This window comes from Tenacibaculum agarivorans (assembly GCF_001936575.1).
Classification (GTDB): Bacteria; Bacteroidota; Bacteroidia; order Flavobacteriales; family Flavobacteriaceae; genus Polaribacter; species Polaribacter agarivorans.
In genome coordinates this window covers 1-22,897 of record NZ_MSMP01000031.1, presented here as the reverse complement: position 1 = coordinate 22,897, position 22,897 = coordinate 1, and the positions used below count along the sequence as shown (strand labels likewise).

Sequence of the window (22,897 nt, the reverse complement as noted above, 5' to 3'; positions counted from 1 at the left end):
TGAGGTGAAATTGTATCGAGAACAACGCTTTTACTTCTCGATATAAAATTCATTTCCGTTTTACTCTAATGAATTTCACTCGAAGTGACACCTTTATTCTTAAACGAGACTCACGTAATACTAACATGAGCTCGATTTAAGAATACATTTTTAAACAGGTAAATCAATTGATTACATCGTTACAATGAATGAAACATAGTAAAGTGAAGAAGTAATTTGTTAATTTAATAACGAAACTCTCGTTTTTAAGAGAAAGATTGCTTTATTTCCTCTTCTTTTTCCTTCGAGAGCCTCAGGAAACAATTCAGGGACGCTCGCAAAGACTTCCTTTATAAGAAAGTCAAGGTAAAATTATATCGAAGTCATTTAAATATTAAAACTGTACTCTAAGTACTGCGTTTGGAGTAAAACCAAGAGAGAATCGTTGAATTACTTGTTCTAGTATTACCTCTAACTCTTCAGGAGTTGCCCCAGTAGTTCCAGGAATAGCAATTCCTCCGTCATCTAAAGGTTTACGTTCAGCCTTGTAAATTAAATTCAACGGTTTTACTCTATCATAAATATTCAATACAGATACTCCAAATTGAGCATTTAGTTTTTTCTTACCTAAATTCAATTTAAAATCATGTAAAATAGAAGCATCAAGTCTATGGAATGTTGGTAAACGATCACTATTGATAGCACCAAAATCAACTACACCAGCATTTTCACCATCAGCATCAATATTAATCACATAACTATTTACAGGAGTAACAGGTCTACCGCTTCGAATTTGCCATCCTAAAGAAAATTGCCATTTATTAAGTGTTAATGTATTAGAAATTCTAAATTGATGTGTGATATCATTATTACCTGGAAAACGAGATTGTGTATTTTTTAGATTAGGAAACTGAAATACAATATCATTAAATGTATATCCAGCCCATATTTTATAATTTTCCCATTTATATTTTAATAATAAATCAAGCCCTTTTATAGTACTATTTCCTTGTTCTAAATTTTCTAAAGGATTACTAAAACCATTAGTAAATGTGGTTAATCCTTCTAATTCCTTATAATACAAGTCAACATCTATATTCAATTTGTTATGGTGATATAATAAACCTCCAGAAACCTGGTTGCTACTCAATAAAGGAAATTGTTCTCCATCAGATAAACGCCACAAATTATTTTCTAAACGAAGCTCGGTATTATTAAACTCTACCAATTGAGATATGGGTTGGTTGCGTCTTTCAACAGCAGTCTTAAATCGAAGTTGATTAGTGATCGGATATTCAAAATTAATACGAGGTTCTACTAAAAATTTATCAAGAGAACTATAATGTACAAAACGAAGTCCACCATTTAAAAAACCTTTATTTTTAAAAGCATAAGTATATTCTCCAAATACAGCATTTTTCAAATTATTAATATCTTGTAAATCGTCTTCATTTTCACTCGTCTCAAAAGGTTTTATTTTACGAATATCTACCATTAAATCCGTATTAGATAATTGGTATCCTAGCTGTATTTTATGGCGCTCATTAAATTGTTGTTTGAATTTAAAGTCTAGCCCAACATCAGTAATAATATTTTCCCGAATATTAATTTCAGTAATATCTAAATTACCATCACCAGTTTCATCTTCTAATTCATCATTTTGATAGAAAGAATCATATTCAGAAAAATAAGCAGTTAGTGATAGTTGTTTATCGTCATTTGCAATATGTGTCCATTTAAAACTTAATCCTTTATTTTCAGTACTTAAGTCGTCTACAGATTTTTCCTCACCACCACCATCAAAATCAAAATCTAACGAATTTTGTGTGTATAATCCGCTAATTGAAATAGCATTTCTATCGTTAGGTTTTATGATAAGTTTGGCATTAAAATCAGCGAAAGAAAACTCATTATTACTTGTTTCTCTGCTAAAATCATCATCCGTTTCAAGATCTAAAATATTCCCATTAATATCTCTGACCACTCCAAAATTGGTGAAGATTTTATCAGCATAACTATGATACGTTGGTGTTTCAATGATATCTGAATATGATCTTCTAGCAAATGCATATAAAGATACTTTCTCAGATAAAGGTGTTTTAACAAAACCATTTAGAGAAAGTCCATCTATTTCAAATCCTCCTTCTGTTTTTTGCGGAATAATATCTCCACTAGAAATATCAATAATACCAGAAACACGATCTCCGTAACTAGCACTAGTTCCTGATCGGAAAATAGAAGCCTTCTGTGTAGCAAAAGGATTAAATAAAGAGAACATTCCGTAGAAATATCCAGTGTTAAACAATTTAATATTGTCGTATAATATTAAGTTCTGATCTGGAGATCCTCCTCTAATTTGTATACCTGTTGCAGATTCATCCAAAGTTGAAATACCAGGAATTAACTGTATACTTTGTGAAATATCAGGACTAACTAATCCAGGTAAGATTCCTAAACGTTTTGTATCCACAGAAATAGATCCATCTTTATTCCTATCAATTCCTGAAGTAACATAGCCAGACACAACAACTTCACTTAGTTCATCTAATTCAGATACCAATTCAATTGTAAAACATTCTTTTTGAAAAGTTATAGGAAATTTAAGTGCTTTATAACCAAGAATATTAATATCTAATGCCATACTTGCATTAGTGTAGGGTAAGTCTCTAAACTCGAAATAACCTTTATCATCTGTAGTAGTATAATTTTTTTCATCTAAAACAATATCCACATAAGGAATTGGTTTTTTAGTAAAATTATCTATTACATAACCACAAAGATTTGTGTTTTTTGTAATAATCACTTGTTTTGGAGATACCTTTTCAAAGTGTAAATCTGTTTGACGTTCAATTTTAGTAAAAAGTAAATCAACGTCGATATTTTTTTGAATTACAGTGATTTTTTTTCCTACCACAATTTCTTGCGCATAAGAAAATAAAATACCAGTCTTTGTTTCGATATTTTTTAAAGCTTCAGTAAGTGATGTATTTTTATACTTTACAGTAAGTGTTTCTTGTGCATTAGAGAATACACTAATACATAAAACGAATAGAGTTAATAAACGTAGTCGCATTTGAGGGATGATAAAATAAAAACGTAATTTTAATTAGGGTAAATATACAGTCTTTTTGTCCTTAGACAAAGTAAAAGAGATACCCATTGGTGTTAATGTTGTTTTTAAAGCGATGTCTAAATTGTTATGAACAAAACTTCCAGAAAATAATCGTGTTACATCTGTTGTTTTGGTTTCAAAACTTACATTGTATTGGACACTTAATTCTTCTAATACAGTTTGTAAAGGTTGCTCCTTAAATATACTGATTTGTTGCATCCAATTCGGAACATTTTTAGTAGTTTTTTCCTCTTTAATGGTAGTGTTGTTGGTGATAGAAATAGCATCATCTTTATATAATACTTTCGAAGCACCAGTATCTTTTTGATCAAAACGTACAGCACCTTCAAAACAATGCAAGTCAAAGTTGTTTTTTCTAGCTTTAACATTAAATTTTGTACCTAAAACAGATACATTACCAAAGTCAGTTTCAACAGTAAAAGTTTGTCCTTTTTCTACTTCAAAATATCCTTCACCTTTTAAATGTAAAGTCCTATTATTCTTCCAGAAAAAACGTTTATGAGTTAATTCAGAACCTGCATTAAGTTGCACTTTAGAACCATCGGGTAATACTATAGCTAAATGTTCTCCACCATTGGGAATGGTGTAGCTTGTTGTAGCATTAAATAAAGAAAAAAGGCCTAACAATACTACAACAGAGGCTGCAGCGGCATACCAATACGGTTTAAACGATATCACTTTTTTCTTAAAATGAATCTTTTCTTTTATTTTTTGTAAAGCAGCAGCTTTATCCACAGGTGGCGCTTTTAATTCTAGTGCAGTTTGATCTATACGAAGAAACTCTTGGTAAGCCTCTGTCTTTTCAAAAGCTTGAACTTCCTCCGCTGTCAGCTTATTTTCAGCCCATCGAGCTAAAAAAGAAGGATCAGACTCATATATATTTTTATTACTCATTTGTGTGTAAATACTAAATTAGAGAGCGTCAATACAAAGAGCTCTTTATTACTGTACAGGTAAATTTACATTTACCCTACTTAAAATTTTAAATGATCGCCTAAAGCATCTCTTAAATTAATAAAAGCATTGCTCATTCTACGCTCTACAGCCTTCACAGAAATATTAGTAATTTCTGCAATTTCTTTATAACTTTTCTTGTCAATTCTACTTAAAAGAAAAACTTCACGTTCTTTGTCTGATAAGTTAGCAATAGCGGTTTCTAACTTTTTTCTAAAATCTTCCACTTCCAAAATAAAATCAGGGCTTTCGTCATCTCGATCATCTTTAACTAATGTAGCTTCGTGTTTTAAAACTACTTTTTGATGATCGAACTCATTACGCAAAGCATTATTACAAATGGTATACAAAAATGATCTGGCTTTTTCATAAATTACATCGGCACAGCGTTTCCAAACTTTTATAAATGCATCTTGCACAATATCTTCAGCCTGTTGCAAATTACCGCACTTATAGTATATATAATTCCTAGCTGTTTCATAGTAGGTATTAAATAAAGCATCAAAATTATGCTCCTCACAAAGAGACTTTTTTTGTTTAGACATCTAGTAAAGAATTATACATCGCAAAGCTATTAAAAATAAATCTTTTAAAACTTTTATAGAAAAATAAACTAGGGAAATATAAAAGTTACCTGTACAAAGTTTAGAAGGGTATTGTTGATTTGAAATAAAAATCAACAATGTTTTAAGAATTATTAATTTAAACTAAACGAGTATGCTATTTAACATTAGACCACGAAAAAACTTTAAAGTAAGAGAAACAATCAATACATTTTTGTTTTTACCAATCATGTATAAAGGTAGATTTCATTGGTTATATCAGGCGAAGTTAGAACGTGCTTTTAATGGGTATAAAATGATGATTATAGATGTGCAAAAGGCATAAGGCATAAGGATTTTTATTAAAAAACGAAATTTAGAAAAATGAGGAATGTTGACTTTGTAAAATGCTTGCTATTATGTTTACTATGTAGTACTACATATAAAACCAATGCTCAAACCAAAGTAGATTCATTACAAGTTGTATTAGATAAGACGGCTGAGAAATCTAAAAGGTTGCAAGTATTAGATCTGTTAACAAGAGAAATGATTCGAAAAAATCATCAGGACTTAATCCCTAGTCTTAAAAAATATATGTCTTTGGCAAAAGAACTCAAAGAATATGATTTTATGGCATCTAAATCTCGTTTTTTAATACAACAGCATATTATTAAGGGAGAGCATACCAAAGGGCTACAGTTATGTGACTCTATGCTCTCTTTTAAATCTAATTTTAACAAGGAAAGTTCTGAAGCACATATCTTACTAAAAAAAGGTGGTATTTATTTCTCTGAATTAGCGTATAAAAAGGCTATTGAAAATTATTTAAAATCAGCTGAATTATTCGAAAAATCGGGAGATATTATTTTTGCTGCTGATGCTTATTTCTTTACAGGGCAATCGTATTCAAATACAGGCGATTTTATCAAAGCCATAAAGCATTATGAATTAGCAAATAATTTATATGAAAAAGCTAAGGATTATGAATATATGTTTTTAGTATCTAAAGAACTAGATTTAATCTATAAGAGAAACGGATTGAAAAGCCTCGCTAATGAGAACATTAAAAAGCTTATTAGAAAAAGTAAGAAGTATAAATTATATGATAATTTAAGATATTTCTATTTATCATTAACATTGGAGGCTACACAAGATAATAAGTTTCATTTAGCAGAAAAGTTTTTAGATTCATCTCAATACTATAAACGAGCTATAAAGGATATTTCATTGAATCTTTACAATGAAATAAGAGCTAAAAAAGTAGCACTTTTCTTAAAAATAAAGCAAGGAAATGTGATAGCTGCCGATTCAATCTACAAAAGCTTTTTACAATTAGAAAAACAAATAAGCCATAAAAAAATGGTGTACGCTGCTAATCTGTATAAAGGGCATTATTTAGTTGAAAAAGGAGAATCAGAAAAAGCTTTAGCTTTATTATTAGAAACCAAAGAATTCGTAGAGAAAAAATCATCTAGAAATAATGATTTGCAAGAAGTTGAAAGATTGTTAGCCATGGTGTATGAGCAGTTAGGTAGATATAAAGAAGCATTAATACACAAAAATAATTATATAAATTTAAAAGATTCTGTACATAAATCTTCATTGACAAATGCATTAGCATTTCATCAAACACGATTTGAAACAACTCAAAAAGAAAAAGAAATTTTACAGCAAGAAAGTGAAATACAAGAGCTAGAATTAGAAAAGAAAATAGCAAAAAGTAAAAGAAATATGTTAATTGCAATTTTATTCTCTTTAGTACTCATTGGATCGTGGATTTGGTGGAGGGGAAAACAAAAGCGAAAACAGTTGCAAGAAAAAATACTAAGAAATAAAAAAGAATTGACCAACTTTACCAATCAATTATTGCAAAAAAGTAAAGAACAAGAACTCTTGCAGTTTCAATTGGAAGAGTTGAAAGAAAAAGTAACAGAGAAAGAAGAAGTAACTACAATTCAGGATTTAGTAGCAACAAAAATCTTGACTAAAGAAGATTGGTACACTTTTAAAGAAAAATTTACTAATGTGTACCCTAATTTCTTTCTAGATATTAAGAATAAGGGCTATAAATTAACTAAGGCAGAAGAAAGACTAGTTTCATTGGAAAAGTTAGGTTTAGATAATTCCGAAATAGCCAATATGCTTGGAGTATCTGTAGATACTATCTTTATGAGCAGGTATAGACTACGTAGAAAAATTCAAGCACCGACTGATATTTCATTAATAGAGTATTTTAGTTAATGTTTTGTTTATTAGTGTTCTATGTTTTGTATAGTGAATTGTATAGTGCTATTTTAACAATGTAAGATCATCAGCATGTAGTTTTACTTAAAAACTATACATGCACATAGAATTTATTTTCTTACAACTATTTCGACCCTATTTTTATGTAGTAAAACCTGAATTCTTACTCTTATCCAACTTATATACACTTGTAGTACTATTTCTTTTGATTTCTATTACAGGAGTAGTAAGTTATATCTTAAAGATTAGATATGAGAGAAAAAAAGATAGAGATAAAATCAATTTTTTAGAAAAAGAGAAAGAATTTGAAGTTTTAATCCATGAGCTTTCTACAAAGATTAATAAACAAGAGATTTTACTTAGGAGACAAGAAAAAGAGCTTATAGTCCATAAACGAATTAAAAAATTACACGATAAAATTGCTGAAAAAATACTCACTCAAGACGATTGGTACAATTTTAAAGAAACCTTCAATCAAGTATATCCATTATTTTTTAAGAAAATAAAAGAAAAAAACATTCATCTAACTAAGTCAGAAGAACGATTAGTTGCTCTTGAAAAATTAGGATTAGATAATACTCAAATAGCAAAAGTTTTAGGAATCTCTGTAGACAGTGTTTTTGTAAATCGTTATCGACTACGGAAGAAAATTAAAGCTCCAAATACAATTTCTATTGTTGAATTTTTGGAATCTAAATTAACTATCTGATATTTAGTTGTTTATATTAAGTGTGTGGTTGTTTTGTATAGTGTTTTGTATAGTTGAAAATCAGTGATTTAGCTTGTTTTTACGATAGTTTTGAAGCATAGGAAATCGGGTGATTTAAAAACTACCTGTACAACTTATGGAACCCTATTTAATAATGATAATTTAAGTAATCCATTATGAAAAATAATTACAAAATCCCAATGAATAAGAAAGTACATTACATATTGCTTTTTTTTCTTATGATTGTGAGTGCAGTCTTTGCACAAACCGAAACAGAACCCAATAATACAGCTACGGCATCAGGAACACAACGTATTTGGGATGGTCCAACAACTATTACAGGAAATGTTTCAAGTACAGATCCTGATTATTGGAATGTGTCTAAACTTCCTGGTTTTGATCCACAAAGAATTACACATTTATTCTTTAGTGGTGGTTACGACCCAAGTACTATCAAAATTCAGTATGAGGTAAGACGAGGAAGTTATAATGGTACAGTAGTATCAGCATTTAGAGATGTTATTTTGCTAACAGCTCCATTTCCAGAATATCCTTCTGCACAAGTTGGATGGTATTATTTAAATAATTTTGGACTAGATTTAGAAGATAATTATGTAGTATTTAGAATTACAACAACTTCTGCTTCACCTGTAAATTATTCGTTAACGTTACAAAGCGAGGATTTTCCGACTTGTTCAACTCCAGCTGATGTTGCAGGGTTAAATGTAACTACAACAGGTGGGGATAATTTACAATTAGACGCATTTTCAGCAGTAAATGGAATTACAGGTGGATATGTAGTAGAGATAAGTGATAGCCCAACATTTTCTGCTTTGCCAAATCCACAGTTTGACACATTAACAGATACTACACCTTCAACGGTATATAATGGTTCGGGGCAACAAGTTATTTATGCTTCGTCAGCACCTAATAGATTATTATCAGGTTTTGAAGTGCCAACAGTGCCTGGAAATATATCGATTACTGGATTAGATCCTAATGTGACATATTATTTTAGAGTAACTACAGCTAATGAATGTAATGGATACTTTAATTTTAGTAATGGAGTGACGACTAGTGGAGCAACATTTGCTTGCGACGCAGCTTTAATTACGCCTAGTCAGGTTACTAATATTGTTACTGCAAACAATACTATAGATAGTTTTAATATTTCATCTTTTATTGCACCAACAGGAGGTGCAAATGGCTATGTTATTAAAATCAATACAACCAATAGTTTCACAGCTCCAACAGATTCAGATTTAACAAGTAGCAATACTATTTATAATTTAGGAGCAGGAGAACAAGTGGTATATGCAGGAACTTTGATAAATCCTAATATCACTGTAAATGGTACGGGAGTTATTGCTGGTACAAACTTTTTTGTGAAAGTATATGCATACAATGTTTGTTTAGGAGGAAATTTTTTCGAGAGTATTGGAGCTACCAGTACGCAAGTTATTTGTAATGGTGTACCAACAGTAGTACCTTCTGCTTTAGCTATAGATCAGATAAGTCATAGTTCTATGCGTATAAATTCTACTTCTGGTGCAGGAGGAGCTATAGGACAAGTAATTTTAATAAATACAATAAATTCTTTTACACCACCAGTGCCTGGAGCATTACCGGTAGCTAATACTGTATATTCAGAAACTGGGCAGCAAGTGATTTATGTAGGAAGTGATGTAAATCCTGAGGTAACAGTTACAAATTTGACAAATCTAAATGGAGGAACTCAATATTATTTCAAATCGTATGCATACAATCCTTGTGGAACAAACTTTTATTTTGAATCAACAGGGGTAGATACTAATGCAACTACTTGTGGAGCTGTGCAATCAGTAGCCAATACTGCTGTGTTTTTTGAAGTTGGAGATTCTTTCATGGATTTTAAATCTTTTTCTCCTGCAGCTGGTGTAGATGGATATGTAGTAAAAATGAATACCGTTAATACATTCTCCCCTCCATCAGATGGTAGTAGTTCATTACCAGCACAAAGTACTAGCTATTCAGGAGGAGAACAAGTGATATATGCGGGTACATCAACTACACCAGATATTCGTATTACAGGATTAAGTGCCAACACAACTTATTATTTTACGATGTATTCTTACACGGATTGTGGTGGCGCATTATTTTATGAGCAAACAGGATATAATTTCTCAAAACAAAATGTAAATACACCTTCTAATCTTACATTTAATGATTTTAGTATTGCTTTTGGAAGTGCTGCATTTGATTTAAATAATCTTACCTCATCACTTTCTCCTGGAGTAAAAACATATACAATTATATCTGGTGGAACGTCTACAGGAGGTAGTTCATTATCAGGGATTGGAAATAATATTATGACACCTGGTAATGTTGGAACAGTATTGGTACAAGTAAATCAGGAAGCTGCTCCAAATTTTAATTCGGGAATAGCACAAGCTACGATAATAATAAATAAGGCAGAACCTACAATTACTTTTAACAATCAAACAATTCCTTTTGGCAGTTCAGCTGTTACACTAGCAGCAACTTCAAATTCAACAGGAACCATCTCTTATAGTTTCGTTGGTGATAACAATGGAAATGTACTTTCAGGAACGAATAATGAAAACTTAACACCAGGAAATGCAGGAACAGTTACTGTTCGTGCTACGGTGGCCGAAGATGCTAATTATAGTACAGCCACAAAAGATATTTTCTTTTCTGTGTCTGCACCTTCGGAGATTATAGGAATCAATGCGAATGGAGTTTTTAAGGTGGTTAATGAAACGACTGTATCAACATTAGTAGATTTTACGATAAATTCTACAGCAACAGGTTCAGACGGAAAAGGAGAATTATTGCAAGTAGGTGGAAAACTATGGGGGGTAACCAATGCAGGTGGAGTTAATGATAAAGGAACCATTTTTAATGTGAATACGAATGGTACTGGTTTTATGAAAGTTCATGATTTTAATGCTACTACAGAAGGTAGTAATCCAACAGGTTTTTTAACGTTTAGTAATGGGAAAATTTGGGGAGTTCTATCAGCAGAAGGACCAGGTTCTGGATCAGGAGCAGGCAGTGGATCACAGGCAGGAAGTATCTTTTCTATTGATACAGACGGTACTAATTTTACAATAGTACGTGGTTTTTCTTTTACCGGTTTTACACTTTCAGAATTAGCAGCACCAATTGGAGGACTTACAGAAGCAAACGGAAAACTTTGGGGAATGACGTCATTTGGAGGAAATGCTTTCGCTGGAGGTATTTATAGTATCAATACAGATGGGACAGAATATACTGAAGTTTATTTATTTCCAAGTAGTGGATCACCAGGACAACCTGCAAGTAAGTTGACACTTACTAATAATAAATTATGGGGAGTTGCAAGGTCTAACGGTGGAAGTGTTTTTACAATTGATCCATTGACCATCACACCATCAGGAATAGGTTTTAGTCAAGTACATCGTTTTGGTTTTACAGGTACAAAATCATTAAGTGGATTATCTATTATTGGAAATCAAGTTTTTGGTATTTGGAATGAAGGAGGAGCTAATAGTACAGGTGTTCTTTATAGAGTTAATGATGATGGCACTAACTATACTACACTATATGATTGGCCTTTTACAGGTCCTAGATTACCTTTATCTTCTTTAACTGTAGATGGCGGTACACTATTTGGAACTACTACAAATGGTGGGACTAATGATTTTGGAACGATTTATAAGATAAAAACAGATGGTACAGGGTATCAAGATATAGTTGCTAATACCGCTACACCTGGAACAGGAGCTTTTTTGATCGCTAAAGATAGACTTACACCAAGTATTAATTTTGATAATTTAACAGTTGAACATTTAAGTACAACTACCTTAGCCGCTACATCCAACTCTACAGGAGTAATTACGTATTCTTTGGTGGGAGATACTACAGGTTCTTCTATTAATGGTGATCAATTTACCGCAGGTAACGCAGGAACAGTTACTGCTAGAGCTTCATTGGCGCAAGATGCCAATTTTGATGTAGGGACTAAAGATATTACGATTACTATTGGTAAAACAAATCCGACATTTACCATAGCTGATATTGATACAACTTTTGGTAATGCAGATATTACATTAACACCTAGTGATACAAATTATACTGGTGGTTCTATCACGTATCAGTTTGTTGATCCAACAGATACGAATAACTTAAGTTTAACAGGATTCAATACTGCAAGTACCATTTCTGGAGCAACTTTAACTTTAGGAAATCAAGGAACAGAAACCATACGTGCTACGTTAGCTGAAACAGCGAATTTTAATCCTATAACTTTTGATTTTCAATTGAATATCGGAGTGGGAATGGCTGATTTATCAGGGTTTACAGATTTTACTATAGAATTATTACAATCAGATGTAACCTTAACTGTGCCTTCGGCTCCTGGAGTTACTGTAGATTATCAACTCTTAACTTCAAGTACTGGTGCTAGTTTGAGCGGAGATAACAATGAAATCTTATCAGTTGGAAATCTTACAGGGATAGAATTTTTACGAGTAACGGTAAATGAACCTAATTATGCCTCTACTACAAAAGATGTAACTCTTACCGTTGTTAAGGCAAGTCAAACGATTACTTTTAGTCCTCTAAGTAATGTAAATTTAGGGGGAGCTCCGTTTGATTTATCAGCGACTTCAGATGCAGGATTGCCAGTAACTTATACGAGTTCTGATACTTCAGTGGCTACAGTATCTGGAAACACAGTAACTATTTTAGGAAGTGGAACAACAGATATAACAGCAAGTCAAATAGGAAATGAAACGTATGCTGCAGCAACAGATGTTACACAAAGTTTAACAGTAAATACAATCATTCTACAGAATCAAGAGGTATCAGTAACACCTACTACAGGCGTTTGTAATGTAGAAGCAGCAGTTTCTTTGGTTTCTTCTCAAAGTGGTGTGAATTATTATTTGAGAGATAATATTGATAATAGTCTTATTGAAGTTCAAGAAGGTACTGGTAGTGGCATTTCATTTACAAATGAAACTTTAACGGCAAATAAAACTTATAATGTATTGGCAGTGGATGCTGAGGAAAGGTTAAATACTTTACAGTTTGATGCTGTAGATGGATATGTAGAAATACCAAATACGATTAATAGTGAATTTTCTGGGAATAGAATTACTGTAGAGACGTGGGCTTATATTCCAGCTTCAGATAATACAGATCAATATACTTCTTTAATTACCGAAGAGTTCAATAATAACAAAATCAAATACCAAATAGCTATTGTTAATGGTCAGATAGAAACTGGTTTTTATAATGGTAGTTGGACTACTACGCCTTTGGTGAATTATCCTAAAGACAGATGGATTCATATTGCATCTACTTACGATCAAAATCGTTTAAGGTTATATATAGATGGAGTAGAAGTGTCAACTAGGTTTACTTCTGCCGCATTACCTGTAGGAAACGGTTCATGGCGTTTAGGAAGACGTTGGGATCAAATACAAACATCGAATTTTATATTTGGAGGAAGATTGGCAGAAACAAGAATATGGAATGTCGCTAGAACAGCAACGGAAATTATTGAGAATAAAAATGTTCGTATTGATAATGCAACAGGTCTAGTAGCAAGTTATTTATATGATGAAACCACAGGAACAACCTTAACAGATAAAACAGGTAACGGTTTTGATGGTACATTAACTGCTTTACAAGGCGATAATACCAATTGGTTATTAGCGGCTAATCGTTTAGAAATGACAAATACACCAACTGTTACTGTAGAAGCTATTGTAGATCAGACGGTAAGCTTAACACAACCTACGAATCAATCAGCTAGAGTTGCTTTGTCAGGGTCGCAATTAGGTGTAAATTATAGTTTAAGAGATAACGCAAATGATGCTGTGATTGAAACCATTACAGGAACTGGTTCAGTAATTACTTTTGCTACAGAAACCATTACTGCAGATAAAACGTATAACGTATTTGCTGATGCAGGTACGTGTAATCTACAGTTAACGAATACACCAACTGCTACGTTTGCTAAGTTAGATCAAACTATTGATTTTTCTGGTTTATCAGATCGTAGGTATGGTGATGCTCCGTTTATGTTGACAGCAACAGCAAGTTCAGGTTTACCAGTAACATTCGAAAGTTCACGTCCGGATGTAGCTAGTATTTCAGGAAATACAGTTACAATTCATAAACATGGTACTGTTACAGTAACTGCAAGACAAGTTGGTGATGCTAATTATAATTCAGTACAAACCGGTAGAACATTGTTAATAACACGACAAGATGTATATGTAACAGCTGATGTAAAAACAAAAGTATACGGTGACTCAGATCCAGTATTAACGTATCAAATTACAAGAGGAAGTTTGATAGGAAGCGATATGTTTACGGGGAATTTAGAAAGAGAGTTAGGAGAAAATGTTGGAACGTATGCAATCAATCAAGGAACATTGATGTTGGATGATAATTATCGTTTATATTTTACAAGTGGTGATTTGAGTATTACAGCTAGACCTATTGAAGTAACAGCGGATGCAGGTACTAAAGTTGAAGGAGAGTCTGATCCAGCCTTAACCTATCAAATTACTTTAGGAAGTTTAGTAGGAAGTGATGTTTTTACAGGAACTTTAGAAAGAAATGCAGGAGAAGTAATTGGAGATTATCCAATAAATCAAGGTACATTAACACTTGGAACAAACTATCAAATTACATTTGTAGGAAACACATTTACAATTAGTAGAGATGTTATAGCAAGATGGGATGGAAATACCAATTCAACTTGGAATACAGCTACAAATTGGGAAGGAGATATCACTCCTTTAGCAACAGATAATTATATCATCCCAAATGTAGGTACTACACCAAACATTAGTTCAGGAGTTGTTGCGGAGATGAACAGTTTAACGGTAGAAGCGTCATCATCATTAGCTATTTCAGCAGACGGAGCAGCCGTTATAGAAAATAATTTCGATAACAGTGGAACCATTACCATTACTTCTACAGCAACAGAAAGTGGTGCATTAATAGTAAAAGGTACAGCTAACGGAATGGTAACCTATGAACGAGGTGGATTAACAGCCAATCAATGGAGTATAATTTCAGCGCCAGTTTCAGGTCAGAGTATTAAAGAATTTGCTGAGAATCCAGCGAATGCTATTCGAGTGAACCCTACAGTAACACCAAACAGAATTGCTATTGGGTATTACGACGATAGCAAACCAGCTGGCTCAAAATGGACCTATTATACTACAGATGATATTCAGACGAATGCTTTAACTTTCGAAAAAAGTAGAAGTTATATCGTCTCAAGAGGAACAGACGGAGCAGTTACGTTTACTGGAACATTAGAAACTGGGAATGTAGTTAAATCAGTAGCAGCTTCACAATGGAACGCAGTAGGAAACCCATATACAGCATTTATGCCTATTAATGGAAATGCAAATGAGAATTTCCTTCAAGATAACTTATTGAAGTTTGATCCTGTTAATGTAGGGGTTTATATCTGGGATAACAATCAAAACAAATATGTAGCGAATTCTTTAGTAAGTTCAGAAAATTCATTAGCTCCAGGTCAAGGATTCTTTATGAGAACCACTACAGGAGTAACAGATATTACTTTTGATCAATCGCAACGAAGTGTTCAACCGAGTTCAGGAGGAGTATTTGGAAGAAATATAGATATATCAATTCCTACCATTGAATTACAAGCAAGTGTAAACAACACCACAGTTAAAACCAAAATATCATATTCAGAAAAAGCGACAGAAGGTTTAGACGTTGGGTATGATATTGGAAACTTTGATGGATCAGCATTTGATGTATTCACTCATCTGGTTGATGGTTCATTAGAAAACAATTTTACGCATCAATCTTTACCAACAGATACTATGGAAAATGCAATAATTCCATTAGGAGTAAAGGCTAAAGAAGGTAGTGAAATAGAGTTCACATCAAAAATGATAGCACTACCATCAGGTATTGAGATTTATATTGAAGATAGATTATTGAATGAGTACGTAAAGTTAAGCGAAACAGAAACCTATACAGTTCAGTTAAAAGAAGCTGTAAATGGAGTCGGAAGATTTTACTTATACGCGAAGTCTAAGACTTTAGAAGTGCCGACCTTCAGTTTAGATGATATTAGAATTTACAATTCAAAATCTACAGTATTCGTAGAAGGAATTATCTCACAAGATTTTGAGCTTGTTGTATATGATTTATTAGGAAAAGTAGTGTATAAAAATAATCATCAAGGAACAGGAAAGAATAGTATTGTACTACCACCAATGGAACAAGCTATCTATGTAGCTCAAGTACGTACTGAAGTAGGAGTAAAAGACAAGAAAATACTAATCAAGAAATAAAAAACAATACATATAGAAGTACTTAGGACTAGATTGTAAAATTAGTTCTTAAGTTGGGTAGAATAAAAAAGTAACATTAATTTTTAATGTTGCTTTTTTTTATATCTAAATTTTAAAAATAAAATGAATTACCAAGTATTTAGGTTGGAATCTTGAAGATTAATTTTCAGTTCGAAAATTTTTAGAAATGAAGAAAAATTATATCGAAAATAGTGTAAAGCAGTTTTAATACGACTTTTTTAGTTATCAAAATATAGCTATTGATCTAAATGGGTTAATAATTGAATGACTTTGTTTTAAGTTGTTGTTAGGTAGTTGTATAAATCGTCTGTACAATAAGAAAAAATAATTCAGATAAGAGGTAAAACCATAATTGTTTTAAATAGGTGAAAAATAAAAAAATAAAAAAAACTAGGGTGATGTAAAGATTACCTGTACAACTTATGTAACCCTATTTAAAATAATTAAACAGTATTTTATGAAACAGAATTACACAATTCGAATTTTAAGAAAGATAGTTACCATTTTCTTTCTTGTTTTTATATGGAATACACAGGCGCAATTTGAAACAGAACCTAATAATACTCCAGATGAGAATGGTGTTATCACTTTTACAAGTACTATGGAGTTTTTTGGAAACGTCTCGGCTAGTGATCCAGTGGATTATTATAGAATAGCTAAATCTCCTTTAGCTGATGGAACTACAGTAAACATGTCTGTAATTTCTAGAACAGGATCTAGGCAAATTCCTGCTTTTTTAGAAGAAAGGTCAGGTAGCTACTCAGGTCCAATAGTATCTGAACGACAAATACATCCTGGTTCAGATCAATCCAACAGAGCTTTTACATTAAATTACTCAAGTAATTCATTTTATCTGATTCGTATGGGAAAGTCAGACGGAACAATTGTAGGAGGATATGCGTATAGAGTAAACTTTCCTACATGTCGTGTACCATTTGCAACAGGAGCACTAACCACAACATCTTTTGAAGACACTATTGAATTAAATGCAATTAGTGCTCATTTAGGATCATATTATGTGGTTAAAATGAATACTATCGATAATTTTACAGATCCGCCTCAAGGTTTTACAACACCTACAGTAGATGGAACCAATTATAGTGGTTCAGGAGAACAAACACTATATTTTGGTAGCGGAACTCCAAACAAAACCATCACAAATCTTATTGCAAATACAAACTATTTTTTCAAGGTGTGGACGTATGCCGATTGTAATAGTGGTGAGTTCAAAAGATCTAATGGTACTGTTTTTCAACGTAAAACATGTGGAGCAATGCCAGCAACAGCAACAGCTTTAAATTTATCAGCAAATAATGAAAGTTCTAGTTTTATAAGTTCTTTTTCAGGAACAACAGGAGCGTCAATTCGATATGTAGTAAAGGCAAATACAGTAAATAGTTTTACAGCGCCAATTAATGGAGTTACATTACCAACAGCGAACTCAGTATATGGAGGTGGAGAACAAGTAGTATATGCTGGTGATTCAGCAGCACCCAATCAATTAATTACAGGATTAACAACAGGAACTGAATATTTCTTTAAAGTATACAAAGCTGAATTTTGTGGTGGAAATTATTATTTTGAGTCTACAGGTGTAGGTTCTTCAATTACTCCAGTATGTGCACCACCAAATAGTAATGCAGGAATTTATTTGTTTGCAGAACCAACTACATCTCACAATTCGATGAGTGCGGTAAATTTTACAGGAGGAAATAATGCGGATGGTAAAATTATTTATATAAGCGATACCAATAGTTTTACATTTCCAACCTTAATAACTTCGTCTTCATTACCAGTAGTAAGTACAGATTATACAGGTAAAACGGGTCAAACAGCAATTTATACAGGTGCAGCTACGGGTTTTAGAGTAACTACTACAGGATTGTTGCCAAATACAACTTATTATTTTGCTGCAGTTAATTATAAGATATGTAATGGTTTATATTATTTCTTTCCAACAGGGATTTTCAGTCAAAATACAACGTGTGGAGTTACTTCTGAATTAGCATCAAATGCAGTAATTAATAATGTAGATACTACTTCATTTGATTTAAATGCTTTCACAGCTTCAACAGGAACTACAAATACTCCTGATGGTTATGTTATTAAAATGAATACAGTTAATGGTTTTACTCCTTTAGCAACAGGTACTACTGTTCCAACTGGAAGCACAGTATATACAGGAGGTGAACAAGTTATCTATTCAGGCGCATCAACTACGCCTAATTTAAATCTAACAGGTTTAACAGAAAATACACAGTATTATTTTACGATATATGGATATAAGGATTGTAATGGTACACCTATCTATCAACAGACAGGATATAATTTTTCACAGTCTACACTCGGTTTGAATTTTACTCCTCCTACATTGTCTTTTGGTAGTGCAGCTACAACATTTAACGGAACTACAACAAGTTCAGGAACTATAAATTATAGTTTAATTAATGATACAACAAGCTCTTCTTTAATAGGAGATGAATTTACACCTGGTAATGTAGGAAGCGTTACTGTAAGAGCTACGGTTCCAGCAAATGGTATTTATAAAGAAATTTCTAAAGATTATACGCTAACCATAACAAAAGGAACTCCAGTTATTACATGGAATTCACCTGCAACAATTGATTCTGGTGTTCCTATTGATGCTTCTTATTTAAACGCTTCAGCTAATGTAGCAGGTATTTTTGAGTATTATACTTCGTATATTCCTTCGTTAAATCTTTTACGAGGAAGAATTACAGAAGGAGTGACAACTTTGAATACAACAAGTAATATTCGTAATCTTTATGTACGATTTATTCCAACTGATGCTAATTATAATTTAATTATAGGGAGTACACCCATTACTGTAAATGCAGGATCAAATGTTTTAGAAATTACACCAAATGATTTGATAAAAGCATTAGGAACTAGTGATTCAGCATTAACCTATAAACTTACACAAGGAGGTATACGATCAGGAGAAGTAATCTGGGTACCTTTAAAAAGAGAACCAGGAGAAACAGAAGGTACTTATGTGATTTCTATTGATGAAACAGCGCAAGCCCCTACAAGCTTTGATCCAAGTAGAGTATGTCCTACAGGAGTTTGTATTGGGTATGGAAGAGGTTATATAGATACAGAAGACTTTGGAGGGTTTGGAAGTCCAATAACTAATGGAGATTATGATATTCAATTAAAAACTGGAAACTTTGTTATTACAGGTAAAGAACAGGTAACTATTAATTTAAACCCAATAAGTTTAAGAAATACGGTTTACAATGCTACTCAAAGAGATCCAATTACAATAGCTAATATTATAGTAACAAATTCGGGTGGAGCACCAGTAACAACGCCTGTAGTAAATTTTGAATATGCAGGGAATGATTTTCAAGGAAATTCATACGGACCATCAACAGTACCGCCAAAGAACGCAGGAAACTATAATGTAACAGCTACGGTGGATGCCAGTGATGCCAATTATTTTGGATCAGTAGTAGGGTATTTTAATATTTTACAACATACAATTACGCTTACTCCAGATAATCCTCAAGTAAAGTTATATGATGGGTTGCCTAAAATGTTTGATGTTGAAGCAACCGGTTTATCAGGAGAGAATATTCCATTAACTGTAAGATATCAAATAGGAAGATATTTTGGTGGAGCCCCACCTATTGAATTAGGAACATATCCAGTTTCAATTGGTTCAAATGGTTCAGTTAATTATAATGTTTTTTATAATGGTAGTTTAACAATTACTGATAAAATTGAAGTTACTATTAATATTGCTGATGTAACTCATGAGTTTGATGGTACTCAAAAATTGGCAGTAGTAAATAGCATTGAAACGAGTCCTGGGGTAGCAGCAACACCAGAACCAGCAATTATTATTACCTATGAAGGAATTAATGGAACTAACTACAATAGAACCACTACACCACCAACATCTGGAGGTGAATATAGAGTATTTGCCTATGTAGATACTACAGATGCTAATTTCTTTGGAAGCACAAATGCGACCTTAACTATTTTCGAAAAGGAAAACATAACTTTTAATGTAGACGAAAGTGGTTTAACCTATAATGGAGTACCACAAGGTCCTGTGCTTACAAATATTACAGACAGTAATGATGTTATAGTAATGCCAACATATACAGTTTCTTATAGTGGTTCAGATGTAGATGATATAGACTATGGACCTTCTACCACACCACCAACAAGAGCAGGAAGCTATACAGCCAGATATATGGTTAGTGACTCAGATCCATTGTATAAAGGTAGTGATAATGTAGGTTTTGAAATTAGCAGAGTAGAATTAGATATTACTGTAGATCCTAAAACAAAAGAATATGGTGATGCAGATCCTGAATTAACGTATCAAATCACTTCAGGAAGCTTGGTTGGATCAGATATGTTAACAGGAGATTTAACTAGGGATCCAGGCGAAAGCATCAATGATTATGTTATTGATCAGGGAACTTTAACGGCGGGACCAAACTACTTAATTAATTTCAATAGTAACGAATTAACAATTACGGAGAGAGCTATTGAAGTAACTGTAGATGCTAAAAGTAAAGTATATGGTGATTCAGATCCAGCATTAACCTATCAAATTACTTCAGGAAGTTTAGCAGGTAGTGATGCTTTTATAGGAGATTTAACTAGAGTTTCAGGAGAAAATGTAGGGGATTATACTATTAATCAGGGAACTTTAGGAATCAATTCAAATTATGCCATTTCTTTTGTGTCAGCTGATTTGAGTATCACAGCCAGAGTAATTGAAGTAACGGCAGATGTTGTTTATAAAACATATGGTGAAGTTGATCCAGTTTTGAGCTATAAGATTACAACAGGAACTGTAGTTGATGGAGACCTTTTTACAGGAAGTTTAGAAAGAGCTATTGGGGATAATGCAGGAGATTATACAGTTAATCAAGGAACATTAACATTAGGAAGTAACTATGATATGACTTTTGTATCAGGTAGGTTAAGAATTAGTAGAAAACAAGTGAATTTCTCTTTAGAAAACACGACTAAAGTGTATGGAGAAATAGACCCACTTCCTAATTTTAGTATTGTTGATGGAACAACACCAGCTTATGATGATGTCATTACGTTAAAAAATGTAAGAAGAGTGGCAGGAGAAAATGTTGGAACCTATGCTTTTGGAGGATTTATAAGTAATTTTTCAGGAAATTTTGAATTTGAAATTACTTCAAGTCATAGTACTGATGTCAACAATTATACGTTCAATTTTAGAAGTTATGGAAGCCCTAAATTAACGATTACCAAAAAAGCTATTGAAGTTACCGTAGATAATAATTTAACTAAAGTATATAATAATAGAGATCCTGAATTAACATTCAAAGTTACTAGTGGTACTTTAGTAGGTAGTGATACTTTTAATGGAAGCTTATCAAGAGTAACTGGAGAAGATGTAGGGACATATACTATAAATCAAGGTGATCTATCATTAAGTCCAAATTATGACTTAACTTTTGTAGGAAACGATTTTGAAATTACTCCTGTAGCTATTGAAATTACAGTGGATACAATTAGTAAAAGATATGGAGATTCAGATCCAGCATTAACCTATCAAATTACTTCAGGTTCCTTGTTAGGAAGTGATACATTAACTGGAAACTTATCTAGAGAAGTAGGTGAAGATGCAGGTACTTATGCTATCACCCAAGGTACGCTGAATAATACGAATTATACCATAACTTTTATTGGTAATGATTTTATTATCAATAAAAGAATGTTACTTGTTATAGGAAGAAGTGCTTCCAAAATTTATGGAGATTCAGATCCAGTATTAAGTTATATGATTTCTCCACCGTTTACATTAGTAGCTGGAGATGCTTTATCAGGAACCCCAACTAGAGTATCAGGAGAGGACGTTGGATTTTATATGATAAGTCAAGGAACAGTATCAGCAGGTCCTAATTACGACTTAACTTTCCTACCAGGTAATTTAACTATTGATAAAAAACAAATTGAAATAACTGCAAATGATAATTTAACTAAAGTATATAACAATGCAGATCCAGAATTAACGTATCAAATTACCAGTGGAGCTTTGGTAGGAACTGATACTTTTAATGGAAGTTTAGCAAGAGCTATTGGAGAAGATGTAGGAACATACGCGATCAATCAAGGTGATTTAGTGTTAAATTCGAACTATAACTTAACTTTTGTAGGAAACGATTTTGAAATTACCCCTATAGCAATAGAAGTTACAGCAGATGCCAAATCTAAAGCTTATGGAGATATAGATCCAACATTAACCTATACTATTACATCTGGAAGTTTGGCGAGTAGTGACACATTTGCTGGAACATTAGCTAGAATTTCTGGTGAGGATGCAGGTACATATGCTATCAATCAAGGTGATTTAAACTTATCAAGTAATTACAATATGACTTTTGTTACAAATGATTTCACTATCAATAAAAAAGATCTTTTATTATTTGGAGGAAACTCGAAAGTATATGGGGAAACAGATCCTGAACTGAGACCTAATTTATTCCCTGGTTCACTATTAGTTTCAGGAGATGCATTCTCAGGAAGTTTAGTTAGAGAATCAGGAGAAGATGTAGGAAATTATACTATTAGTTTAGGGACACTTTCTGCAGGTCCAAATTATAATATATCATTTATAACATCTCCTATATTTAATATTCGTGAAAGAGAAATAGAAGTTACAGCTGATATTAAAACTAAGGTAGAAGGCGAAGTAGATCCGGTGTTAACATATCAAATTACTTCAGGAAGTTTAGTAGGAAGTGATGCCTTTACTGGAAATTTAGAAAGAAATACAGGAGAAGCAATTGGAGATTATACCATTACTCAAGGAACTTTAACACTTGGCGCAAACTATCAAATTACATTTTTAGGAAATACATTCAGTATTACACGAGATGCTGTTGCTCGTTGGGATGGAAATACCAATTCAACTTGGAATACAGCTACAAATTGGGAAGGAGATATGGTT

Annotated in this window: 8 protein-coding genes; 5 read left to right on the top strand and 3 right to left on the bottom strand. The window is 32.5% G+C overall.

Annotation, left to right across the window (positions count from 1 at the left end; all coding sequences use genetic code 11):
• Positions 1-373: 373 nt before the first annotated feature.
• From BVC87_RS18360 to BVC87_RS18350, 3 genes are all read right to left on the bottom strand, one after another.
• Positions 374-3,052 carry a TonB-dependent receptor gene (locus tag BVC87_RS18360; protein ID WP_075343869.1) on the bottom strand — a complete coding sequence of 893 codons (2,679 nt, stop codon included), beginning with the start codon at positions 3,050-3,052 and terminating at the stop codon, positions 374-376.
• Between the two features lie 33 nt (positions 3,053-3,085).
• Positions 3,086-4,006, bottom strand: a complete 921-nt coding sequence (locus BVC87_RS18355) for a FecR family protein (protein WP_075343868.1) — start codon at positions 4,004-4,006, stop codon at positions 3,086-3,088.
• An 80-nt stretch (positions 4,007-4,086) separates the two neighbouring features.
• A complete protein-coding gene (locus tag BVC87_RS18350) occupies positions 4,087-4,611 on the bottom strand; it encodes an RNA polymerase sigma factor (protein WP_075343867.1) in 525 nt (174 codons plus the stop codon).
• A gap of 172 nt (positions 4,612-4,783) precedes the next feature.
• Here BVC87_RS18350 and BVC87_RS23515 point away from each other — a divergent pair, with 172 nt between their 5' ends.
• From BVC87_RS23515 to BVC87_RS18330, 5 genes are all read left to right on the top strand, one after another.
• Complete coding sequence (locus tag BVC87_RS23515; protein ID WP_159439386.1) at positions 4,784-4,954, top strand: hypothetical protein; 171 nt, start codon at positions 4,784-4,786, stop codon at positions 4,952-4,954.
• A gap of 38 nt (positions 4,955-4,992) precedes the next feature.
• Positions 4,993-6,849, top strand: a complete 1,857-nt coding sequence (locus tag BVC87_RS18345) for a tetratricopeptide repeat protein (protein WP_075343866.1) — start codon at positions 4,993-4,995, stop codon at positions 6,847-6,849.
• Positions 6,850-6,949: 100 nt separating this feature from the next.
• Positions 6,950-7,561 carry a helix-turn-helix transcriptional regulator gene (locus BVC87_RS18340; protein WP_075343865.1) on the top strand — a complete coding sequence of 204 codons (612 nt, stop codon included), beginning with the start codon at positions 6,950-6,952 and terminating at the stop codon, positions 7,559-7,561.
• Positions 7,562-7,737: 176 nt separating this feature from the next.
• Positions 7,738-15,903, top strand: coding sequence for an MBG domain-containing protein (locus BVC87_RS18335; RefSeq protein ID WP_083629605.1), 8,166 nt, complete (start codon positions 7,738-7,740; stop codon positions 15,901-15,903).
• Positions 15,904-16,381: 478 nt separating this feature from the next.
• Positions 16,382-22,897, top strand: a 6,516-nt coding sequence (locus BVC87_RS18330; protein WP_234974695.1) for an MBG domain-containing protein, incomplete at its 3' end; no start/stop codon positions are given.